The sequence below is a fragment of the Bradyrhizobium manausense genome, from assembly GCF_001440035.1.
GTDB lineage: Bacteria > Pseudomonadota > Alphaproteobacteria > Rhizobiales > Xanthobacteraceae > Bradyrhizobium > Bradyrhizobium manausense.
The window spans coordinates 85456-105189 of the sequence record NZ_LJYG01000054.1 but is presented as its reverse complement, the minus strand read 5'-3'; the positions used below and the strand labels follow the sequence as shown (position 1 = coordinate 105189).

The window sequence follows — 19734 nt, the reverse complement described above, 5'->3', positions numbered from 1 at the left end:
GGTTATTCCACCAAGTCGAACGTCTCCACCACGATCTCCGGTGCAACGGCGGCCGATTTGCGTGGCACGACCTCCTTCGCCAGCGCGACCGCAAGCAGCAACGTCATTTATGACGGCGCGGCCGGCGGCACCACCGCTGCCAGCGGCACCACCACCCTCGGCGCCACCATCGGCGTTCTGCAGGGAACGGCGGCAACGGCCGGTGACGGCTCCACGGCTCTGACCGGCGCCATCACCCTGATCGCGTCCAGCGGCACCTCGGCGACCGGCCTGGTCGGCAACGCCCAGCCAGCTGACGGCGACACGCTGACGGTCAACGGCAAGACCATCACCTTCCGTGCGGGCTCGGCTCCGGCAACCTCCGGCGTTCCGACCGGTTCCGGCGTCAGCGGCAACATCGTCACGGACGGCAATGGCAACTCGACCGTCTATCTCGGCACCTCGGGTACGCCAGCTGCAAACGTCAGCGACCTATTGACCGCGGTCGATCTCGCCAGCGGCGTCAAGACGGTTTCGATTAGCGCCGGCGCTGCGACGATCGCCACCAGCGTCAATCAGACGCCTTCAAGCGTTGGCGGCGGCAAGGTCTCGCTGGAAAGCTCGACGGGTGCGGATCTGAGCGTGACGGGCAAGGCCGACCTGCTCAAGGCTCTCGGCCTGACGACGTCTACAGGTGCAGGTAATGCCACCGTGAACGTCAACCGGACCACGAGCTCGGCCTCGCTGGGCGCGACGATTGCTGACGGTTCGTCGCTGAATGTCGACGGTCATGTCATCACGTTCAAGAACGCGCCGACCCCCGGCACCACCGGTGCGCCGAGCGTTCCGTCCGGCTTCGGTGCGAGCGGTGCGGTCGTCACCGACGGCAACGGCAACTCGACCGTCTACCTGCAGGCCGGCACCGTCAACGACGTGCTGAAGGCGATCGACCTTGCCACCGGTGTGCAGACCGCAACGATCAACGCCAACGGCACCGCGACGCTCGCGACGGCCACCGGTCAGTCGAACTCGACGATCAATTCGTCGGGCCAGCTGAAGATCTCGACCGGCATCAACGCCGATCTGTCGATCACCGGCACCGGCAACGCGCTGAACGTCTTCGGTCTCGCCGGCAACACCGGCAATGCCACGGCGTTCTCCGCCGCGCGCACCTCCGGCATCGGCGGTATCGCCGGCAAGACCTTGACCTTCACCTCCTTCAACGGCGGCACGGCGGTCAATGTCACCTTCGGCGACGGCACCAACGGCACGGTCAAGACGCTCGATCAGCTCAATTCGAAGCTGCAGGCCAACAACCTGGCGGCCACGATCGACGCCAACGGCCTGCTGACCATCACCGCGTCCAACGACTATGCGTCCTCGACGATTGGTTCGACCGTCGCAGGTGGCACGATCGGTGGCACGTTGACTTCGGCGCTGACCTTCTCGACGGCTTCAACCCCCGTCCAGGATGCGGTCGCGCAGACGGCCCGCGCAAACCTCGTGTCTCAGTACAACAACATCCTGAACCAGATCGACACGACGTCACAGGACTCCTCGTTCAACGGCGTCAACCTCTTGAATGGCGACCAGCTCAAGCTGGTGTTCGACGAGACCGGCAAGTCCAGCCTGAACATCACGGGCGTGACCTACAACTCCAAGGGCCTGGGCCTCGCCTCGCTGACCGTCGGTGTCGACTTCATCGACAACGCGGCGTCCAATCGCGTGCTGACCAATTTGAACGCCGCCTCGAGCACGCTGCGTTCGGAAGCCTCGGCACTGGGTTCGAACCTCTCGGTCGTGCAGATCCGTCAGGACTTCAACAAGAACCTGATCAACGTGCTGCAGACCGGATCGTCGAACCTGACGCTGGCCGACACCAACGTCGAGGCGGCCAACAGCCAGGCGCTGTCGACCCGCCAGTCGATCGCGGTCTCGGCGCTGTCGCTGGCCAACACCTCCCAGCAGAGCGTGCTTCAGCTGCTCCGCTAGTAAGCAGCTGAAAAACCTAGAAAACCGGGCGGCGGGGCTTTTGTCCCGCCGCCCTTTTTTGCGTTTCGGGGTAGGAAGGGGCGTACACCAGCCATTAACCCTATCCCTTAAACCGGCGTTAACCATACTTTAAAGGACAGCGCCTAAAACTGGTCGAAAGCCCGCTTTGCAGACCCGCGTGGCGATTCGTATCCGGTTCAAGAGGAAGTCTAGCCAATGTCCAACATCGTTCTCTCGGCGTCCGTTCGCCAGAACCTGTTGTCGCTGCAGTCGACGGCCGATTTGCTGGCCACGACGCAGGAACGGCTGTCGACCGGCAAGAAGGTGAACACCGCGCTCGACAATCCCACCAACTTCTTCACGGCGCAGGGGTTGGACAACCGGGCGAGCGACATCAGCAACCTCCTGGACGGCATCAACAACGGTGTGCAGGTGCTCCAGGCGGCCAATACTGGCATCACCTCCCTCCAGAAGCTGATCGACAGCGCCAAATCGATCGCCAACCAGGCGCTCCAGACTACGGTCGGCTACTCCACCAAGTCCAACGTCTCGACCACGATCCCGGGTGCGACGCCGGCGGATTTGCGCGGCACGACCTCATATGCGAGCGCGACAGCCAACAGCAACGTGCTCTATACCGGCGCGCCCGGCGGCGTCACGCCGGTGACGGGAGCTGCCGCGCTCGGCGCCTCGCTCGGTTCGAACGCCGGCACCTCGACCGGCTTTGCGGTCAAGGCTGCCGACACCACAACCGCGCTTGTCGGCACCGACACGCTGCTCGGCACCACGACGTCAACCACGTTCAGCACGCCGCCGGCGGACGGCGACACCATCACGGTGAACGGCAAGACCGTCACTTTCCGCACCGGCAACGCGCCGGCGACGCAGCCGACCGGCTGGGGCCTCGATGCCACCGGCCACATCGCCACAGATGGCAACGGCAACTCGATCGTCTATGAGGGAACGGCGGCGGCCCCCAAGGCGACCGTCAACGACGTCCTGACCGCGATCGATCTGGCCAGCGGCGTCAAGAGCGCGACGATCAGCGCGGGGGCTGCGACCATCGCGACGAGCGGCGCAACTGTTGGTACGGTCCAGACGCCATCCTCCATCTCGGGCGGCGGCGTCGTTACGCTGAAGAGCTCGACCGGTGCCGATCTAAGCTTGACGGGCAAGGCCGACTTCCTCAATGCACTCGGCCTGACGTCGGCGACCGGCGCCGGCAATGCCAACGTCACCGCGAACCGGTCGACAACGGCGAACTCGCTGGGGTCGCTGGTCCAGGACGGCTCGACCCTTAACGTCGACGGCCACACCATCACCTTCAAGAACGCCCAGACACCGCAGTCGGCGGCGAGCGTGGCGACCGGCTTTGGCGTCAGCGGCAACGTCGTTACTGACGGCAACGGCAACTCGACCGTTTATCTCCAGAGTGCGAACCTGACCGATCTGCTGAACTCGATCGACCTTGCGACCGGGGTGAAGACCGCGAGCCTCTTCAACGGTACCGCGACGATCTCCCCCACGTCGGGCCAGATCCCGTCGTCGGTGAACTCCAGCGGTCAGCTCTCGATCTCGACCGGCATCAATGCCGATCTCTCGATCACCGGCACCGGCAACGCGCTCAGCGCCTTCGGCCTCAGCGGCAATACCGGAACGGCGACGGCTTTCAGTGCGGCGCGCAAGTCCGGTGTTGGTGGCGTCAGCGGCAAGACCCTGACCTTCACCTCGTTTAACGGTGGCACGCCTGTCAACGTCACCTTCGGCGATGGCACCAACGGGACGGTCAAGACGCTCGACCAGCTCAACGTCCAGCTTCAGGCCAACCACCTGACCGCGACGATCGATGCCAACGGCGTGCTCACGGTGACCACCGTCAATGAATACGCATCCTCGACCCTCGGCNCGGGCGGCACGGTTGGTGGCACGCTCACCAGCGTGCTCGCCTTCACCACCGCGCAGCCGCCGGTGCAGGATCCCGTGGCGCAGACCGCGCGTTCGAGCCTGGTCAGCCAGTTCAACAACATCCTGGCGCAGATCGATACGACCTCGCAGGACTCCTCCTTCAACGGCGTCAACCTCTTGAACGGCGACACGCTGAAGCTGGTGTTCAACGAGACCGGCAGCTCCACGCTCGGCATCAACGGCGTGGTGTTCAATGCGGCGGGCCTCGGCCTCAGCAATCTCGTGCCCGGCACCGACTTCATCGACAACGGCGCGACCAACAAAGTTCTGCAGAGCCTGAACGCGGCCTCGAGCACGCTGCGCTCGGAAGGGTCCTCGCTCGGTTCGAACCTTTCGATCGTGCAGGTGCGTCAGGACTTCTCCAAGAACCTGATCAACGTGCTGCAGACCGGCTCGTCCAACCTGACGCTCGCCGACACCAACGAGGAGGCGGCCAACAGCCAGGCGCTGTCGACTCGCCAGTCGATCGCGGTCTCCGCGTTGTCGCTGGCCAACCAGTCGCAGCAGAGCGTGCTGCAGCTGCTCCGCTAGTTCGAAAGCGCAAATACGAAGTTTGAGACGGCGCGGCGGGGCTAATGCTCCGCCGTTGTTTTGAGGGAGTTCGCTAAGACGGGATTAGCTGCGATCGATGCGCATGATGCAGTGCAGATTTACAGCTTGCATCTTGCGCAACTATCATCGCGCTCATGAAGCACTCTGTGACCCGTAATAATCCGGAGTCCTTCCAAGCGCACATGTAAGCAAATCTTAAGCGCTGCTGCATAGGGTTGGGAAAGAAATCCTTAAGTCCGTTCAATGGACTAGGAAGCTTCCAAGGTGTGATTGATGTCGAATTCCGCTGCCTCGGCCTACGCGCGTGTCGCAACCACCACCGCATCGCCTCGCGACATCGAAGCGCAGACTCTGCTGAAGGCTGCCAACAAGCTCCAGGATGCCGTCAACGCCGCTGATCCGTTCAGCGAGCAGACCACGCAGGCGCTGTTGTTCAATCGCAAGCTCTGGACCATCTTCCTCAGCGAGGCGATGCGCGACAACAACCCGCAGCCGCTCGACGTCCGGCAGAAGATCGCCAATATCAGCGTGTTCGTGCTGAGCCAGACCGCGGCGCTGCAGATGAGCCCGCAGTTCGATCACTTCCGCCCGCTGATCGAGATCAACCGCAACATCGCCGCCGGTCTGTCCGGCCGGCCGTGACGGAACGAGCCCGGCCACGCTCGACAAATGAGTGGCCGATTAAGCGCTGAGGTCCGTGTTGAGCGGGCGGGTGGGCTCCGACTTCAAATCCAGTGCGTGGAAATAGGCTCGCCGACGCAGGATCGCCTCGTCGGGAAATTGAGTGACCACTGCCTCGGTCTTTTCGTTGACGACCTGGAAGACCATGGATGCAGCGGCCTGGTCGAACACAACCTGACGCGAGATGTTCGCATTGCTCTGCAGATCATTGCTCGCGGGCGCGCTCGTGTCGCTCGCGGCGACCGTCTGGCTCAGCGGCAGATCGGTTTGCACGGCATCGTTCGCCGCCGAATTCGACGTCGTTACGAACTGCACGGGGGCCGGGATCCCCACCGGCCGGATGCTGAAATCTGTACTCATGGCAGCCTCCTGGTTGCCTTGCGTGAGTCAAATCCCAACCCCTCTCAATGCGCAACCATGGAACACCAGGATTGAAGACCCGGTTAGCAAACGTGCCTAACCGCGCGACGCTTTTGCCGCGCGGTTTTTCGTAAAATTTGAAGCGGTTTTGGTGTGTGCCTAGAGCGTGCGACTAACCGCGAGCGGAGTGATGTGACGGGGCCCCGGCGCGGCGCGGCGGCCTGCTGCGGTATAGGTGTTCGGCACATTGCGCTTCTGGATCTCGGCGTTGACGCCGCGCACGACGCTTTCCGAGACCGCATGCGCGGTCGCGAGCACGGTAAGGTTGACCTGGAGCATGGCGCGGAAGGCGTCGTGGTGCCGGTGCAGTGTCGATAGCAGCTCGGGCGCCGATTTTGCAAGCTTGTCCTGGTTCGCTTTCAACTGGCCGACGGCGGCGACATAGCGCTTCGACAGCTCCTGCTTCTTGCCTTCCATCATCATCGCCTCGCGGACCTTGCCGGCGCGGACCAGTTCGGTCTCGCGCTCGATCAGGCCGAGCAGGGCGTTCATCGCATCCATCAGATCTTCGGCGAGCCTGCGCGCCTCGGCGCTGCCGGGCGTGTTGTTCGGGCGCTGCGCTGGCATCGGCTGACGTGACGCGTTGAAGTGGTTCATCTCGTTTGACCTTATGCCGTACGAAGAGTGGTTTTGGCCTGCTGCATGATCAGGGTACGGTAGACGTCGCGCGCGACGCCGACGCCGCCGGCGCTGGCAAAGTTCTTGGAATATTGCTCGGTCAGCATCGAGCGCCATACGCCGGTGCCGGGCGTGTCGCCGAACGGACCTTCGCCCTTCAGGCCCGAAGTCATCTGCGCGAACATGCTGTTGAGGAACATGCCTTCGAAATCGGTGGCAGTCTTCTGCGCCTTGGCCTGCTGCTGCGGCGAGACCTTCTGGAGCGCTGCGGCGAGCTCGAAGTCGGGCCGGCCGTTGCGGCTTTCCACCGCGAAGGCGGGGTTCGAGGAAACAGCGGCGGTGGCGAGACGCGCGGTGTTGATCGTGCCGGTCTGCATCACATCACCTCGATGTCGGCTTCGATCGCGCCGGCGGCCTTGATCGCCTGCAGGATGCTGATGAGGTCGCGCGGGCCGATGCCGAGGCCGTTGAGGCCGTCGACGAGCTGTTGCAGCGAGACGCCGTCCTTGACGACGGCAAACTTCTTGCCGTCCTCGGTGACGCCGACGCTGGAGCGCGGCGTCACCACGGTCCGCCCCCGCGACAGCGGGTTGGGCTGGCTCACTTGCGGGCTCTCGGAAATCGTCACCGTGAGATTGCCCTGCGCGACCGCGACGGTGGCGACGCGGACGTCGCGGCCCATCACGATGATGCCGGAGCGCTCGTCGATGATGATCTTGGCGGCAAGATCGGGATCGACCTGGAGCTGCTCGATCTCGGTCAGGAAGGCTACGACGTTGCCCTTGAACTCGGGTGGGATCGTCAGCTGCACCGTCGACGGATCGATCGGCTCGGCACTCTTGACGCCGAGATAGTCGTTGATCGCGGCGGCAATGCGCTTGGCCGTGGTGAAGTCGGCGTTGCGCAGCGCGAGCCGGACATTCGGCAGGCGATTCAGCGCGAACTCGATCTCGCGCTCGATGATGGCGCCGTTGGCGATGCGCCCGACGGTCGGGACACCGCGCACGATTTTCGCCGCTTCGCCCTCGGCCTGGAAGCCGGAGATCGCGAGCGAGCCCTGCGCGACCGCATAGACATTGCCGTCGGCACCTAACAGGGGGGTGACGAGCAGGGTGCCGCCGCGCAGATCCTTGGCATCGCCAAGGGCGGAGACGGTGACGTCCATGCGCGTGCCCTGCGTGGCGAAGGCCGGCAGGTTGCCGGTCACCATCACGGCGGCGACGTTGCCGGTCCGGATCGTGGCGCCGCGGATGTTGACGCCCATGCGTTCCAGCATCGCTTGCAGCGACTGCTTGGTGAAGGGGATGTTGTTGAGGGTGTCGCCGGTGCCGTTGAGACCGACCACGAGGCCGTAGCCGATGAGCTGGTTCTGCCGCACGCCTTCGATATTGGCGAGGTCCTTGATGCGCGAGGTCGCGTTTGCGGACGCGGCCGATAGCGCCAGCGCTGACAGCGCGGCAAAGGCCACCCCAAAAATCCTCACCCAACGAACCCCTGGCATCCTGTGCTCCCCAAGGCTTTCCGAAAAGCCTCCTCACGTCTCGGACCACCTGCGACACTCCCATGACGAGCTGGTCCGACGCTGTCCTTGCGAGCGTTGTGCCAACGCGGTGCAGAGGGCCTAGATGGTTGAATAGGTTGAGTAAATTTGTTTGCTCCGATGTCAGCGGCTGTTGCCGCTAAGGAGCGAAACTGCCGTGTGTCGGCAGATTTTGCCGGGCCGTTTACGCCTCGTTAACCATAATGCGGCGAATGTGGCGCATCGATCACCCGGATTGCTTCGATGCGCATCTACGGACCGAATGGCACCACGCTTGGGACGCCGGCCAGCCAGGCCAGGCGGACGAGCTCCGGCACCTTCGTGTTGCCGGACACCTCATCGGCGCAGGAGACGCGGAGCGCGGCTGCGCCGAAAGCCACCGCCAACATCGACGGGCTGCTCGCGCTGCAAGGTATCGAGGAAGATCCGATCGAGCGCCGCAAGCGTTCGGTCGCCCGCGGCAAGACCGCGCTCGACGTGCTCGACGACCTCAAGATGGGATTGTTGTCGGGCAATCTCGACAAGTCGACCGTGATGCGGTTGCGTGATGCGGCGGCGAATTTGAAATCGTCCTCCGGCGATCCTGGCCTTGATTCCGTGCTGGCCGAGATCGAGCTGCGGGTCGAGGTCGAGCTGGCCAAGGCCGGGCAGGGCTAGTCAGGCAGGCTTGAGAACGTGATCCGTCACCCTGAGGCGGCCGCTTCTTCAGCGGCCCTCGAAGGGCGACGGCCCCGCTGATGCGTCTCGGCCGTTCGTCCTTCGAGGCTCCCNGATGCTTCGCATCGCGCCGCTCGCACCTCAGGATGACGGGACCCCTATGAGTCTTCCACGCGCAGTCGCTACGCCGCTTCCTCCTTCTGCTGCGCGTCGTAGCGGCGCTGGGCGGCGAGCACGTCTTTCAGATTCTCCTCGGCCCAATCGCGCAGCGGATCGACAGCGGCGGCGAGCGTCACGCCGAGCTGCGTGATCGAATATTCGACCGTGACCGGCACGGTCGCGATGGCTCGGCGCTTGAGCAGGCCGTCGCGTTCCAGCGACTTGAGAACCTGGCTCAGCATCTTCTGAGAAATCCCCTCAATCGTGCGGCGCAACTGATTGAAGCGCATCGGCTCCTCGCGCAGCAGCAACAGGATCAGCACGGCCCATTTGTCGCCGACACGATCGAGAATTTGGCGTGTTGGGCACTCGGCGGCATAGACATTGGGTTTCATCTCGGTTTCTCGCGCTTGGCTCGCATCTATTGTTCCGGTTACTCCTGCGTAATCAGGTAAGCACAAAGTGCGCTCTTAACACTAGCATTCTTTGCGATATCTAGTCACTGATAGTTACTTCAGGCGCAAAGGAGCCTTTCATGAAAATCGCAGTTGCCGGCGCCTCGGGCCGGGCCGGGTCGGAGATCACCAAGGAACTGTCCCGCCGGGGGCACACGGTCACCGCCATTGCCCGGAATCCGGAGAAGATTGCAGGCCTGCCGAACGTCACCCCGACCAAGGGAGACGTGCTCGACCAGGCCGCTCTGACGAAACTCTGGAGCGGCCACGACGTTGCGGTGAGTTCCGTGCACTTCCTGGCGAGCGACCCGCACAAGCTGATTGGCGCGGCCAAGGCTTCCGGCGTCGGACGCTATCTGGTTGTCGGCGGCGCCGGAAGCCTTGAGGTCGCTCCCGGCGTCAAACTGGTCACAACTCCCGGCTTTCCGGCTCAATACAAGGCCGAGGCAGAGGCGGGGTCTGCGTTCCTCGACCTGTTGCGGCAGGAAAAGGAGCTGAACTGGACCTTCATCTCGCCCTCGGCACTGTTCGTCGAGGAGGCGCGGACGGGCAAGTTCCGGCTCGGCACCGACCAGCTTCTCGCAGATGCGAACGGCAAGAGCTGGATCAGCTTCGCCGACTACGCGATCGCGCTCGCCGACGAGATCGAGAAGCCGGCCCATCAGAGGCAGCGTTTTACGGTCGGGTACTAGGCTTTTGGCCGCCCCCGGGCTTCTGCCGGATAAACCTTCCTGTGCAAGGGCTTGGGGGCGGTAACCGCGCCATTAAGGAAATATTGTCTGTCACAAGTGGTAGCTATATAAGCCCCGGCTCAACGGACCCCGTTCCGTTCTTGAGTCGTTGCTTAAGAAGATAGGCCGCCCTTGGAAAAGTTGAAAAACTACCGACCGACCGAAAAAGAGCCTTTCATGAACGACCGGCAGAAGGAGTACTTCCGTTTGAAGCTCCTCGCCTGGAAGGATGAGATCCTCAAAGAGTCCAAGCTCACCCTGCAAGCCCTGCAGGAGGAGAACGTGAACCACCCCGATCTTGCCGATCGGGCATCGTCCGAAACCGACCGCGCCATCGAACTCCGCGCCCGCGACCGCCAGCGCAAGTTGATCGCCAAGATCGACGCCGCGCTCCAGCGCATCGAGGACAACACCTACGGCTATTGCGAGGATACCGGCGAGCCGATCTCGTTGAAGCGGCTCGAAGCCAGGCCCATCGCGACGCTCTCGGTGGAAGCGCAGGAGCGCCACGAGAAACGCGAGAAGGTCTATCGCGACGAATAGAGTCCGAGCCGCAGCGATGCGGCTCTTTGTTTTTGGGACGCAAGGCGCCGTTTGGCGCCATGATCAGCGTTTTGCCTGTCGCTTGCCGCCAAGCGCCTCGAGGTGTGGGCGCGATCGCGAAAAGTGAATCGCGATCAATGACCTGGAGTCCACTCTTGCGAGCTCACGTGAGTTCACATGAGAAACAGCCTTCACTTCAGGTGCGGGCGGTTTTGCGAGTCGCATCAACAGGATCGGCCCGGATGCTGTGAAGCTGAGCCAGCAGCATCAAGTTTCGCTGCAATCAGGCTTTCTGCGACGCGGCAAGGCGCGCATCCCCATAAAGCCCGGACCAGCTCAAAATTTCCTTAAACGCCGGCAGCAGCGGCGGGGCCGGTTTCGTCGGCATCCGACGCGGCGATCCTCGCCACTGCCGAAAGCCTGATCCGGCTCGGCCTCGTCAAGGCTTGAGGCCGCACGCCGGCCGCGCTTGTCAGGCCCGGGCGGGGATGCTCCACTGCCGCCCTTGATTTGCGTAGCGTGGGAGAGGCGGCGCCGATGGACAAGATACTCGAAGCCGCAAAGGCGATCGCGCTGGCGCGCCGGAACCATGCGCCACTCGCGGCGCTGGAACATCCGCCTGGTGACGAGGCCGAGGGCTATCAGGTCCAGCGCGCGCTGCATGATCTCTTGCTGCCGCATGCAGGTCCGCTGGTCGGCTACAAGATCGGCTGTACCAGCCAGGTGATGCAGGAGTACATCGGCATCCCGCACCCCTGCGGCGGCGGCGTGTTCCAGAAGGGCGTGCACGACAGCGGCGTCAAGCTCGCGGCTTCCGACTATGTCCGCGTCGGCGTCGAATGCGAGATCGCCGTGCGCTTGAAGCGGAACCTTGCCGCCGGCGAGGCGCCGTTCACGGCGGAATGGGTCGGTGAGGCCGTCGAGGCCTACCATCCCGCCATCGAGATCGTCGACGACCGCTATGTGAAGTGGGAGACGATGGGCGCGCCGACGCTGATTGCCGACGATTTCTTCGCCGCCGGCTGCGTGCTGGGCCCCCCCGTCCCGCGCTCGTCGGTGCCGGACCTGAAAGCCGTCAAGGGTCGCGCCATCGTCAACGGCGAGGAAGTCAGCCACGGCACCGGCGCCGACGTGCTCGGCCATCCCCACAACGCACTCGCCTGGCTCGCCAACCATCTCGCCGCCGAAGGCAAGGGCTTGCATGCCGGACAGCTCGTGTTGACGGGGAGCCTGGTGAAGACGCTGTGGCTGAAAGCCGGCGACAAGGTGCGGATGGAACTGGATGGGCTTGGCGCGGTGGAGGCGGAGTTTAGCTGATCTCTCTCCGCCGTCATTGCGAGGAGCCCTTGCGACGAAGCAATCCAGAGTCTTTGCACCGCGACAGTCTGGATTGCTTCGCTACGCTCGCAATGACGGAAATTGAGGTTGCGGCGTCGCTACGATTGCGCGGACTCGACCCTTGGCCTCAAGGCATCACAACCAAAAATACATGCGGCCCTCGCCAGGGGAGCTAGCGAGGGCCGCGTCGTACATCGTCGTTCGCGCCTAGGTTCGCGAGCACGATGTGGGAGCTCGGGAGAAGCTTAGAAGGGCAGCAGCACGTCCATGACTTGCTGGCCGTAACGCGGCTGCTGCACATCCATGATCTGGCCGCGGCCGCCATAGGCGATGCGGGCCTGTGCGATCTTGGTGGAATCGATGGTGTTGTCGCTCTGGATGTCTTCGGGGCGGACGATGCCGGCGACGATGAGTTCGCGGATCTCGTAGTTGACGCGGATCTCCTGCTTGCCCTCGACCACCAGGTTGCCATTCGGCAGCACCTGCGTCACGACGGCGGCGACGTTGGTCTGCAAGGCTTCCTTGCGGTCGACGCTTCCCTTGCCCTCGCTGGACGCGGTGGAGTCGGCGGTGAGAATGCGGCCGGGCAGGATCTTGTTGGCCTGCGTGATCGTCTTGGCGCCGATGAAATCGGTAATGCCCGAATCTTCCTTGTTGCTGCGGCTGCGCTGGGTGTCGTTCTCGATATTGGCCTTGTCGGTGATGTTCACGGTCACGGTCAGGAGGTCGCCGACCTGATGGGCGCGCTGGTCCTTGAAGAAGGCGCGGCTGCCGTTGCGCCACAGCGAGTTCGGATTGTAGGAGGCGACTTCCGGCTTGGGCATCGGCATCTGCACCGGCTTGTAGCCGGGCTGCGTCGTAGGATTGTCGATCGCCGACAGCTTCGGTTGCTCGCCGATCTGGGACAGGCGGTCGATCGAGGAGCAGCCGCCCAGCGCGCTCGCTGTCAGCAACAGTGCAGAGATCGCGATGCGACGAAGACGGGAAGCCGAACTGAAAGCGGACATGACGAACTCTTACTTTGCTTGTGCTTGCGAGGCGCGAGCTTGCGGGATCTGGGCATCTGCGATCCGGGCCGGCGAATTCGGCGCCTGGACCAGGCTGCGGAGGAGGGCTGCGGTGTCGACAGGGGCGGGCGCTTCGTCCCGCTTGAGCGAGGAGGTGTGTTCGACCGCAGGTTCCATCGGCGCGGACTGGCTGGCGCCCTGCACGGTCACCTGGCCGCGGCCGGTGACGACACCGGTCAGCGTGCGCTTGGTCTGCAGATTGAGGACGCTCACGGTGTCGCCCTCGGCGCCGCCCTCGATCGCCTTGCCGCGGGTGGTGAGGTAGATCCCCGGGACCTGGTAGATCACGGTGACGCTCTGGTCGCGCGACACGAATTCGGGCTTGGCGATGTCGGCGATGCGGATCGGCGTACCGGCGCGCATCGGCCGGCGCAGCTGCATGCCGATGGCGCGGTCGCGCTGCGCGGGCTCACCCGTCACTTCGGCCTTGGGCCGTCGCTCCAGCGCGACATCGGAGGATTTCAGCATCTCGGTGCGATCGACGTCGCGGGTCAGGACAGCGACCTCGATGGTCTCGATCGCGGTGCCGGTCAGGCGCAGCTTGGTCGGCGCCGGGTTGCTGTCGTTGTTGATCTCGAACGAGATGTCGAAGCGGCCGCCGCGAGCATCGTAGCGGGTCGCAACCGGCTGCAGCGTGCCAGTGTTGGAGGCTTCCAGCCTGATGTCGGAAATGCCACGGTCGAAGGTGACGATGATGTTGGCGGCGTCGCCCAGGCCGAAGCGGCGCTCGAGCGCGGAAGTGACCGCGTTTTCGAGGTCCTTGCTGGCGAGCGTGCGGGCAAGCCGGGTGACCTGGACTTCCTTGATGTCGCCGGTCATCACGCCGATCACCTGCTTGGCGCGGAGCACGCTCAGGACCTGGGCGACCGGCAGCGCGCCGGTGGTGCCGAGATCGGGCGAGCGATAGACCGGAACCTGCGCGGCCGAACCGGCATTGTCGATGAGGTCGCCGACCCGCACCACGTCCGAGCTGACCGTGACGCTGGCGCGCAGTTTCGGCGCGGTGATGCCGTCGTCGGCGGCCTGCGCCGGCAGGGCCAGCACGAGCATGGCGGAGATTGTGACAAGTGCGGTGCGGATCATCATCATCACCTCAGCGGAACAGCGCCGTGGTCGATTGCATCATCTGGTCGGCGGCGCTGATCACCTTGGCGTTCATCTCATAGGCGCGCTGCGCGGCGATCAGGTCGCTCATTTCCGAGACGACGTCGACATTGGCCTGCTCGAGGCTGCCCTGGGTGATCTTGCCGTAGCCTTCCGAATTCGCGATGCCGTCCTGCGGCGTGCCTGACGACGTCGTCTCAATGAACTGGTTGCTGCCGACCGGCTGCAAGCCTGCCTTGTTGATGAAACGGGTCACGCCGATCTGGCCGAGAACGGTGTTGGTCGACGAGCCCGGCAGCGTCACGGTCACCTGGCCCTGCTCGTTGACGGTGATGCCCGAGGCGTTGTTCGGAATCGTGATGGTCGGCTGCACCGGGTTGCCGCCGGCGGTGACGACGCGGCCCTGATTGTCCATCTGGAACGTGCCGTCGCGGGTGTACTGGAAGGTGCCGTCGGGCATCAGGATCTTGAAGAAGCCTTCGCCCGAGATGGCGAGATCGAGGTCGTTGCCGGTCTGCGACAGCGTGCCTTGCGTCATGCTGCGCGGCGTGCCGACGGTCTTGACGCCGCCACCGATGTCGACGCCGACGGGCAGGATGGTGCCCTGGTCCGAGGCCTGGGCGCCGACGCGGCGGACGTGCTCGTAGATCAGGTCCTCGAACGCCGCGGTCTGTTTCTTGAAGCCGGTGGTGCGCAAATTGGCGATGTTGTTGGAGATCACCTGAACGTTCAGTTCCTGTGCCGCCATTCCGGTCGCTGCGGTGTGAAGCGCCTGCATGTCAGTTCTCTCCCAATCAGGCCGGAACGTCGGCGAGCTTTTCGATCGCCGATTTGTGGAGGTCGCTCTGCTGCTGGAGCAGGTTGGCGATGGCGGTGTAGCTGCGCATCACCTCGACCATGCGGCTCATCTCGCCGACCGAATTCACGTTCGACTTCTCGATGTAGCCCTGCTGCAGGGTGGACTTGGCGTCGGGCTGCTGGGTCGCGGAGCCTGTGTCATAGAGATTGGCGCCGAGCTTGGTCAGCTTGGCCGGATCGTCGAACGTCACCATGCGGATCTTGCCGCGGATCGTGTCGGTCTTGGCCGTGCCCTCGAGCACCGTCACGGTGCCGTCGGGGGCGACGTTAATGTCGTGGTCGGTCGGCTGGAACACGATCGGGCCGGCGGTGCCGAGCACGAGGTTGCCGTCCGAGGTCATGAGCTGGCCGGTGCTGCTGAGCGCGAACTTGCCGTCGCGGGTGTAGCGCTCGGCGCCGTTGGCCTGCACGGCGAAGAAGGCGTTGCCGCTGATCGCCATGTCGAGCGGGTTGCTGGTCGCCTCCATCGGGCCCTGGCCGACGTCGCGATAGGTGCCGCGGTCCTGCACATAGGAGACCCGGCGGTCGGAGCCGATGAAATTGTCCTCATGCGCGTTCGAGCGGAGATACTCCTCGAACAGCGAATGGTCGGCCTTGAAGCCGTTGGTGTTGACGTTGGCGACGTTGTTGGCGATGACATCCATCTGCCGCTCCAACGTCATCTGCCGTGACAATCCGATCAGAAGCGCATTCTGCATCGGTCAATCTCCCCTTGCGTGAGACCTGCCATCTCGCTCTCCCAAGCGCCTTGGCCGATCCCGTGAACGAGGCCGTCGGGTTCTCCCAAACCATCCGGTCTCGCCCCTCTCTCAGCGAAAGCCGTGCCAACTCGCAAAGATGTGCAATTACAGTTGCTTGCTTATTTTTCGGCCGAGAAAGCAGGGGGCAGAAAGGTTCTGTTAGCCATGTTTGCCCGGCAGATTTTTCCTAGCGGAGGGCCGATTGAAAGGTTCCGTTAACCATTATTACCGTAGCGTTTGCGTGTGAGAGGAGCGCTTTGCGCTGGGGCATTTGTATCGCGTCACTGTCTGCCAGGAGGCTTCGCCCTTTCGACCCTTTATGAGATGAGCGGGCCCGGACGATCATGGCAGAGAATGAAGCGGAAGGCGGCGCAGCCGCCGAAGGCGCGGAAGCCGCTGCCCCCAAGAGCAAGTTCAAGCTGATCCTGATCATCGTCGGCGTGCTGGTCGTGCTCGGCGGCGGTGCCGCCACCTGGTTCCTGTTCTTTCGTCATGGCGACGACGAGCACCATGCCGAGGTCGCGCCGCCGCCCAAGCCGCCGGCCTTCGTCGAAGTGCCCGACATGATGGTCAACCTCGCCGGCGCGCCCGGCGAGCGCGTGCAATATCTCAAGCTCAAGATCGTGCTCGAGCTGAAGGAAGAGAAGCAGATCGAGGCGATCAAGCCGTCGATGCCGCGGGTCACCGACATCTTCCAGACCTATGTGCGCGAGCTCCGCTCCTCCGACCTCAATGGCTCCGCCGGCATCTTCCGCCTCAAGGAAGAGCTGACCAAGCGCGTCAACGCCGCGGTCGCGCCGATCCAGGTCAGCGCGGTGCTGTTCAAGGAAGTCGTGCTCCAGTGAGGATGCAGCGGAAGGGTACGGGCTAGCGTCATGGCCGGCAACGAGCAGATGGACCAGGATGCGATTGCCGCCCAATGGGAGGCGTCGCTCGATTCCGAGGATCCCGCGGAGGCCGCGAAGGCCGCTGCCGAAAACGAACTCTCGGAGACCATGGCCCTGCAATGGGCGGCCATGGTCGAGGACGGCAGCCGCGATCTCGGCAACGGCAAGAATTCCGGCGAGCGGGTGCTGTCGCAGGAGGAGATCGACAATCTGCTCGGCTTCACCGTCGGCGACGTCACGCTCGACGATCACAGCGGCATTCGCGCGATCATCGATTCGGCGATGGTCTCCTACGAGCGTCTGCCGATGCTCGAAATCGTCTTCGACCGCCTGGTGCGGCTGTTGACGACCTCCTTGCGCAATTTCACCTCCGACAACGTCGAAGTCTCGCTCGACCGCATCACCTCGGTGCGCTTCGGCGATTACATGAACTCGATCCCGCTGCCTGCCGTGCTCTCGGTGTTCAAGGCCGAGGAGTGGGAAAACTTCGGCATGGCGACGGTGGATTCCAGCCTGATCTACTCGATGATCGACGTGCTGCTCGGCGGCCGCCGCGGCTCGAGCCAGCTGCGCATCGAGGGCCGGCCCTACACCACGATCGAGACCGAGCTGGTCAAGCGCCTGGTCGAGGTGGTGCTGACCGATGCCGAGCAGGCGTTCCGGCCGCTGTCGCCGGTGACCTTCACGATCGACCGGCTCGAGACCAATCCGCGCTTCGCCGCGATCAGCCGTCCCGCCAACGCCGCGATCCTGGTGCGCCTGCGCATCGACATGGAAGACCGCGGCGGCAACATCGAGCTGTTGCTTCCCTACGCGACCATCGAACCGATCCGGCCCGTTCTGCTCCAGATGTTCATGGGCGAAAAGTTCGGCCGGGATCCGATCTGGGAAGGCCATTTCGCCACCGAGATCGCCCAAGCCGAGATTTCCGTCGATGCCGTGCTCTACGAGGCCGAGATTCCGCTCAAGCAGCTGATGCGGCTCAAGGTCGGCGACACGCTGCCGCTGGACATGCGCGCGGATGCCAACGTCACCGTGCGCTGCGGCGACGTCACCATCACCGAAGGACGCATGGGCCGGGTCGGAGAGCGCGTTGCGATCCGCGTGACGAAACCCCTGCGCAAGCCAAGTACGACACTTGCGATGTTCGAGAAGGTGGACGAACAGAATAAGCTGATGGAGGCCCCATGAACCACTCCCTGGGAATGGCGATCGAGACGCTGGTGGCCATCCTGCTGATGCTCACGATCGGCTACTGCATCCTGCTCAACAAGCGGCTGACGCGGCTGAAGGCGGACGAGCATTCGCTGAAGGCCGTGATCGCAGAGCTGATCACCGCGACCGAGATCGCCGAACGCGCGATCGGCGGGCTCAAGCTCGCCGTGCGCGACGTCAACGAGAATCTCGGCAGCCAGCTCGCGGCCGCGACGCAAATGTCCGACCAGCTCTACAAGCAGCTCGGCGAAGCCGACCATGTGGTGCGCCGCCTCTCCAAGATCGCCATCGCGGCGCGCCCCGTGACCAATCCGGAAGCTGCCGCTGCCCCCGTCGCCAAGCCGTCGCCCGCGAAAGCGGTGGCCGCCGCCGCTGAAGCCTTCTCGGAGCGCCGCAGGTCCAACGGTATCGCCGCATAAAGTCAGGGTATGAAGTCCTTTCGTAACATCCGCGTCATTCCGGTCGTGCTGGTTGCGGTCGCAGGTCTCGCCACGCTGAAAGTGGCGGGGCTCGTAATCAATGGCGGCTACGTGTTCGACTACCAGCCGAACACGTTGAAGAAGTCCTGGGCACAGCAGAATTTGAACTTCCCGACCGGGCGAGAGGACCCTGACATCACCGGCTCGACGCATGGCGAGCCGAAGGAAGCGCCGAAGCCGGCCGCACCCGAGAGCAAGCCCGAGGGCACTTCGGTCAACATGGACGAAGCCCAGCCGCAGGTCTCGGCCTCGGAGCGGGCGATCCTGGAACGGCTGCAATCGCGCCGCCAGGAGATCGAGGCCCGCCAGCGCGAGATCGACATCCGCGAGAGCCTGTTGAAGTCGGCCGAAAAGCGCATCGAAGGCAAGGTCGAGGAAATGAAGGCCGTGGAGTCCCGCATCAGCGCGACCCAGGCCGAGCAGAAGGCCGCTGAGGCCCAGCGCCTCAAGGGCCTCGTGACCATGTATGAAGGCATGAAGCCCAAGGACGCCGCGCGGGTGTTCGACCGGCTCGAGATGAGCGTGCTGATCGAGATCGCCTCGGCGATCGCCCCCCGCAAGATGTCCGACATCCTGGGACTGATGTCGTCGGAAGCCGCCGAGCGGCTGACGGTCGAGATGGCGCGCCGTGCCAATGGCGGCGGGGATCAGGCTGCTTCCGCCGGGGATCTCCCCAAGATCGACGGCAAGCCGACGCAAAAGCCGAATTGAGGGCTCATACTTAAGAAGTCCTTAATTGGCAAAACCTACATTCGAGGGCATGGGCCGGCCTTAGCGCCGGCGTGGACCCGTCGAACCGGAAGAAATGCCGCCAATGGCGCGAGAGGCTGCCGCTGGATTTGTGTCGCGAGGCCGCGCCCTGGCGCTGGGGCTGTCGCGCCATGTCCGCAAGGCCGTCTTGCTGGGCGCCTGCGCGCTGGTCATTCTTAATTCTTTTGCCCGCGCCGCCGATCCGATCCGGGGCGAGGCGACTTTCTCGGCCGGTGGCGGCTTTGCCCGTCTCGTCATCAAGCTCGGCGAGGATGTTCCCTCCGAGGTGACGACCGCCGGCTCCATTCTCGTCATCCGCTTCGACCGCCCGGTCGACGTTCCCGTCGATCGCGTGCCGGAGGGCGCGCCCGACTATATCAACTCCGCGCGTCGCGACCCTGATGGCAGCGCCATCAGGCTGTCGCTGGCGCGGCGCGTCACCGTCAACACCATGAATGCGGGCGAGCGCACCTTCATCGACCTGCTGCCGGAGGGATGGAAGGGCCCGCCACCGAGCCTGCCGATGGATGTGGTGAAGGAGCTCGCCGAGCGCGCCCGTGTTGCCGAGCGCGCACTGCGCGCCCAGCGCGCCGCAGCCGAAAGCAAGAAGCGTCCGCCGATCCGCGTGCGCGCCTCGGTACAGCCGACCTTCGTGCGCTTCGTGTTCGAGATGCCCGACGGCGTCGGCGTCTCCTCCGTGCTCAATGAGCAGAAGCTCACGCTCGTCTTCAATGCCAATCTCAACTTCGATCTCGCCGATGCCATCGTCGCCGCGCCGCCGAACGTCGCTTCGATCAAGCAGAAGGCTGACATCGATACGACCAGCGTCGAGATCGCGCTGATCGGTGATTCCGACGTGCACTCCTTCCGCGACGACAAGAACTATGTCGTCGACATCGCCTTCCAGCCCGACAAGGGCAAGACCGCGGCGACGCCGGAGGCCGCGATCGCAAAGGCTGAGGCCGGCAGTCACGGACCGGCGCCGGCGGCTGAAAAGCCGGCGG

At 64.1% G+C, this 19734-nt stretch carries 20 protein-coding genes and 2 pseudogenes; 13 read left to right on the top strand and 9 right to left on the bottom strand.

The genetic code is table 11. The features are described from left to right. The 4 genes and pseudogenes from AOQ71_RS14730 to flaF form a co-directional block, all read left to right on the top strand. Positions 1 to 1971, top strand: a 1971-nt coding sequence (locus AOQ71_RS14730) for a DUF1522 domain-containing protein (protein WP_057747398.1), incomplete at its 5' end; no start/stop codon positions are given. Positions 1972 to 2187: 216 nt separating this feature from the next. Then, a pseudogene (locus tag AOQ71_RS14725) lies at positions 2188 to 3876 on the top strand (DUF1522 domain-containing protein); the annotation flags it as partial. Between the two features lies 1 nt (position 3877). Beyond that, on the top strand, positions 3878 to 4467 hold a 590-nt coding region (locus AOQ71_RS47805; protein WP_283809590.1), incomplete at its 5' end, for a flagellin. 294 nt (positions 4468 to 4761) lie between these two features. After that, entirely contained in the window at positions 4762 to 5130 is a 369-nt protein-coding gene (flaF, locus tag AOQ71_RS14720) for a flagellar biosynthesis regulator FlaF (RefSeq protein ID WP_057747396.1), read from the top strand. A gap of 39 nt (positions 5131 to 5169) precedes the next feature. Here flaF and AOQ71_RS14715 read toward each other — a convergent pair whose 3' ends face one another. From AOQ71_RS14715 to AOQ71_RS14700, 4 genes are all read right to left on the bottom strand, one after another. Next, on the bottom strand, positions 5170 to 5529 hold the full coding sequence (locus AOQ71_RS14715; protein WP_057747395.1) for a hypothetical protein: 360 nt from the start codon (positions 5527 to 5529) through the stop codon (positions 5170 to 5172). 159 nt (positions 5530 to 5688) lie between these two features. Beyond that, positions 5689 to 6186 carry an MCP four helix bundle domain-containing protein gene (locus AOQ71_RS14710; RefSeq protein ID WP_057747394.1) on the bottom strand — a complete coding sequence of 166 codons (498 nt, stop codon included), beginning with the start codon at positions 6184 to 6186 and terminating at the stop codon, positions 5689 to 5691. A gap of 11 nt (positions 6187 to 6197) precedes the next feature. Continuing rightward, on the bottom strand, positions 6198 to 6584 hold the full coding sequence (gene flgJ, locus AOQ71_RS14705; protein WP_057747393.1) for a flagellar assembly peptidoglycan hydrolase FlgJ: 387 nt from the start codon (positions 6582 to 6584) through the stop codon (positions 6198 to 6200). Then, on the bottom strand, positions 6584 to 7708 hold the full coding sequence (locus AOQ71_RS14700) for a flagellar basal body P-ring protein FlgI (RefSeq protein ID WP_057747392.1): 1125 nt from the start codon (positions 7706 to 7708) through the stop codon (positions 6584 to 6586). The genes flgJ and AOQ71_RS14700 overlap by 1 nt, the downstream gene beginning before the upstream one ends. A gap of 282 nt (positions 7709 to 7990) precedes the next feature. On the opposite strand from AOQ71_RS14700, the gene AOQ71_RS14695 reads away from it, so the two are divergent. Further along, entirely contained in the window at positions 7991 to 8404 is a 414-nt protein-coding gene (locus AOQ71_RS14695; protein ID WP_057747391.1) for a flagellar assembly protein FliX, read from the top strand. A gap of 182 nt (positions 8405 to 8586) precedes the next feature. Here the strand turns inward: AOQ71_RS14695 and AOQ71_RS14690 are convergent, their stop codons facing one another. Continuing rightward, positions 8587 to 8958 (bottom strand): winged helix-turn-helix transcriptional regulator, encoded by a 372-nt coding sequence (locus AOQ71_RS14690; RefSeq protein WP_057747390.1) that lies wholly within the window; start codon positions 8956 to 8958, stop codon positions 8587 to 8589. Between the two features lie 140 nt (positions 8959 to 9098). Here AOQ71_RS14690 and AOQ71_RS14685 point away from each other — a divergent pair, with 140 nt between their 5' ends. From AOQ71_RS14685 to AOQ71_RS14675, 3 genes are all read left to right on the top strand, one after another. Continuing rightward, complete coding sequence (locus AOQ71_RS14685) at positions 9099 to 9710, top strand: NAD(P)-dependent oxidoreductase (RefSeq protein ID WP_057747389.1); 612 nt, start codon at positions 9099 to 9101, stop codon at positions 9708 to 9710. A gap of 216 nt (positions 9711 to 9926) precedes the next feature. Further along, entirely contained in the window at positions 9927 to 10292 is a 366-nt protein-coding gene (gene dksA, locus AOQ71_RS14680) for an RNA polymerase-binding protein DksA (protein ID WP_008554760.1), read from the top strand. A gap of 537 nt (positions 10293 to 10829) precedes the next feature. Further along, on the top strand, positions 10830 to 11609 hold the full coding sequence (locus AOQ71_RS14675; protein WP_057747388.1) for a 2-keto-4-pentenoate hydratase: 780 nt from the start codon (positions 10830 to 10832) through the stop codon (positions 11607 to 11609). Between the two features lie 266 nt (positions 11610 to 11875). Here AOQ71_RS14675 and flgH read toward each other — a convergent pair whose 3' ends face one another. The 4 genes from flgH to flgF are packed head-to-tail and all read right to left on the bottom strand — an operon-like array spanning position 11876 to position 15357. Further along, a complete protein-coding gene (gene flgH / locus AOQ71_RS14670) occupies positions 11876 to 12637 on the bottom strand; it encodes a flagellar basal body L-ring protein FlgH (protein WP_057747387.1) in 762 nt (253 codons plus the stop codon). Between the two features lie 9 nt (positions 12638 to 12646). Beyond that, positions 12647 to 13780, bottom strand: a complete 1134-nt coding sequence (flgA, locus tag AOQ71_RS14665; protein ID WP_057747407.1) for a flagellar basal body P-ring formation chaperone FlgA — start codon at positions 13778 to 13780, stop codon at positions 12647 to 12649. A gap of 10 nt (positions 13781 to 13790) precedes the next feature. Further along, the gene (gene flgG / locus AOQ71_RS14660) at positions 13791 to 14579 is read right to left on the bottom strand and encodes a flagellar basal-body rod protein FlgG (protein WP_057747386.1); all 789 of its coding nucleotides are present in this window, start codon (positions 14577 to 14579) and stop codon (positions 13791 to 13793) included. A 16-nt stretch (positions 14580 to 14595) separates the two neighbouring features. Beyond that, on the bottom strand, positions 14596 to 15357 hold the full coding sequence (gene flgF, locus AOQ71_RS14655; RefSeq protein WP_057747385.1) for a flagellar basal-body rod protein FlgF: 762 nt from the start codon (positions 15355 to 15357) through the stop codon (positions 14596 to 14598). A 386-nt stretch (positions 15358 to 15743) separates the two neighbouring features. On the opposite strand from flgF, the gene fliL reads away from it, so the two are divergent. From fliL to AOQ71_RS47800, 5 genes and pseudogenes are all read left to right on the top strand, one after another. Continuing rightward, complete coding sequence (gene fliL / locus AOQ71_RS14650; protein ID WP_057747384.1) at positions 15744 to 16244, top strand: flagellar basal body-associated protein FliL; 501 nt, start codon at positions 15744 to 15746, stop codon at positions 16242 to 16244. A 30-nt stretch (positions 16245 to 16274) separates the two neighbouring features. Beyond that, the gene (gene fliM / locus AOQ71_RS14645; RefSeq protein WP_057747383.1) at positions 16275 to 17477 is read left to right on the top strand and encodes a flagellar motor switch protein FliM; all 1203 of its coding nucleotides are present in this window, start codon (positions 16275 to 16277) and stop codon (positions 17475 to 17477) included. After that, complete coding sequence (locus AOQ71_RS14640) at positions 17474 to 17920, top strand: DUF6468 domain-containing protein (RefSeq protein WP_057747382.1); 447 nt, start codon at positions 17474 to 17476, stop codon at positions 17918 to 17920. The genes fliM and AOQ71_RS14640 overlap by 4 nt, the downstream gene beginning before the upstream one ends. A gap of 9 nt (positions 17921 to 17929) precedes the next feature. Beyond that, the gene (locus AOQ71_RS14635; protein WP_057747381.1) at positions 17930 to 18691 is read left to right on the top strand and encodes a MotE family protein; all 762 of its coding nucleotides are present in this window, start codon (positions 17930 to 17932) and stop codon (positions 18689 to 18691) included. 103 nt (positions 18692 to 18794) lie between these two features. Next, a pseudogene (locus AOQ71_RS47800) lies at positions 18795 to 19734 on the top strand (tetratricopeptide repeat protein); the annotation flags it as partial.

What these genes read in the sequence shown, in the direction of transcription:
- flgG (WP_057747386.1), bottom strand. Translation starts at nt 14,579, where the DNA reads ATGCAGGCGCTTCACACCGCAGCGACCGGAATGGCGGCACAGGAACTG.
- flgH (WP_057747387.1), bottom strand. Translation starts at nt 12,637, where the DNA reads ATGTCCGCTTTCAGTTCGGCTTCCCGTCTTCGTCGCATCGCGATCTCT.
- AOQ71_RS14675 (WP_057747388.1), top strand. Translation starts at nt 10,830, where the DNA reads ATGGACAAGATACTCGAAGCCGCAAAGGCGATCGCGCTGGCGCGCCGG.
- fliM (WP_057747383.1), top strand. Translation starts at nt 16,275, where the DNA reads ATGGCCGGCAACGAGCAGATGGACCAGGATGCGATTGCCGCCCAATGG.
- fliL (WP_057747384.1), top strand. Translation starts at nt 15,744, where the DNA reads ATGGCAGAGAATGAAGCGGAAGGCGGCGCAGCCGCCGAAGGCGCGGAA.
- AOQ71_RS14715 (WP_057747395.1), bottom strand. Translation starts at nt 5,529, where the DNA reads ATGAGTACAGATTTCAGCATCCGGCCGGTGGGGATCCCGGCCCCCGTG.
- AOQ71_RS14690 (WP_057747390.1), bottom strand. Translation starts at nt 8,958, where the DNA reads ATGAAACCCAATGTCTATGCCGCCGAGTGCCCAACACGCCAAATTCTC.
- flgA (WP_057747407.1), bottom strand. Translation starts at nt 13,780, where the DNA reads ATGATCCGCACCGCACTTGTCACAATCTCCGCCATGCTCGTGCTGGCC.
- flgJ (WP_057747393.1), bottom strand. Translation starts at nt 6,584, where the DNA reads ATGCAGACCGGCACGATCAACACCGCGCGTCTCGCCACCGCCGCTGTT.
- flgF (WP_057747385.1), bottom strand. Translation starts at nt 15,357, where the DNA reads ATGCAGAATGCGCTTCTGATCGGATTGTCACGGCAGATGACGTTGGAG.
- AOQ71_RS14710 (WP_057747394.1), bottom strand. Translation starts at nt 6,186, where the DNA reads ATGAACCACTTCAACGCGTCACGTCAGCCGATGCCAGCGCAGCGCCCG.
- AOQ71_RS14700 (WP_057747392.1), bottom strand. Translation starts at nt 7,708, where the DNA reads ATGCCAGGGGTTCGTTGGGTGAGGATTTTTGGGGTGGCCTTTGCCGCG.
- AOQ71_RS14685 (WP_057747389.1), top strand. Translation starts at nt 9,099, where the DNA reads ATGAAAATCGCAGTTGCCGGCGCCTCGGGCCGGGCCGGGTCGGAGATC.
- AOQ71_RS14640 (WP_057747382.1), top strand. Translation starts at nt 17,474, where the DNA reads ATGAACCACTCCCTGGGAATGGCGATCGAGACGCTGGTGGCCATCCTG.
- flaF (WP_057747396.1), top strand. Translation starts at nt 4,762, where the DNA reads ATGTCGAATTCCGCTGCCTCGGCCTACGCGCGTGTCGCAACCACCACC.
- AOQ71_RS14635 (WP_057747381.1), top strand. Translation starts at nt 17,930, where the DNA reads ATGAAGTCCTTTCGTAACATCCGCGTCATTCCGGTCGTGCTGGTTGCG.
- dksA (WP_008554760.1), top strand. Translation starts at nt 9,927, where the DNA reads ATGAACGACCGGCAGAAGGAGTACTTCCGTTTGAAGCTCCTCGCCTGG.
- AOQ71_RS14695 (WP_057747391.1), top strand. Translation starts at nt 7,991, where the DNA reads ATGCGCATCTACGGACCGAATGGCACCACGCTTGGGACGCCGGCCAGC.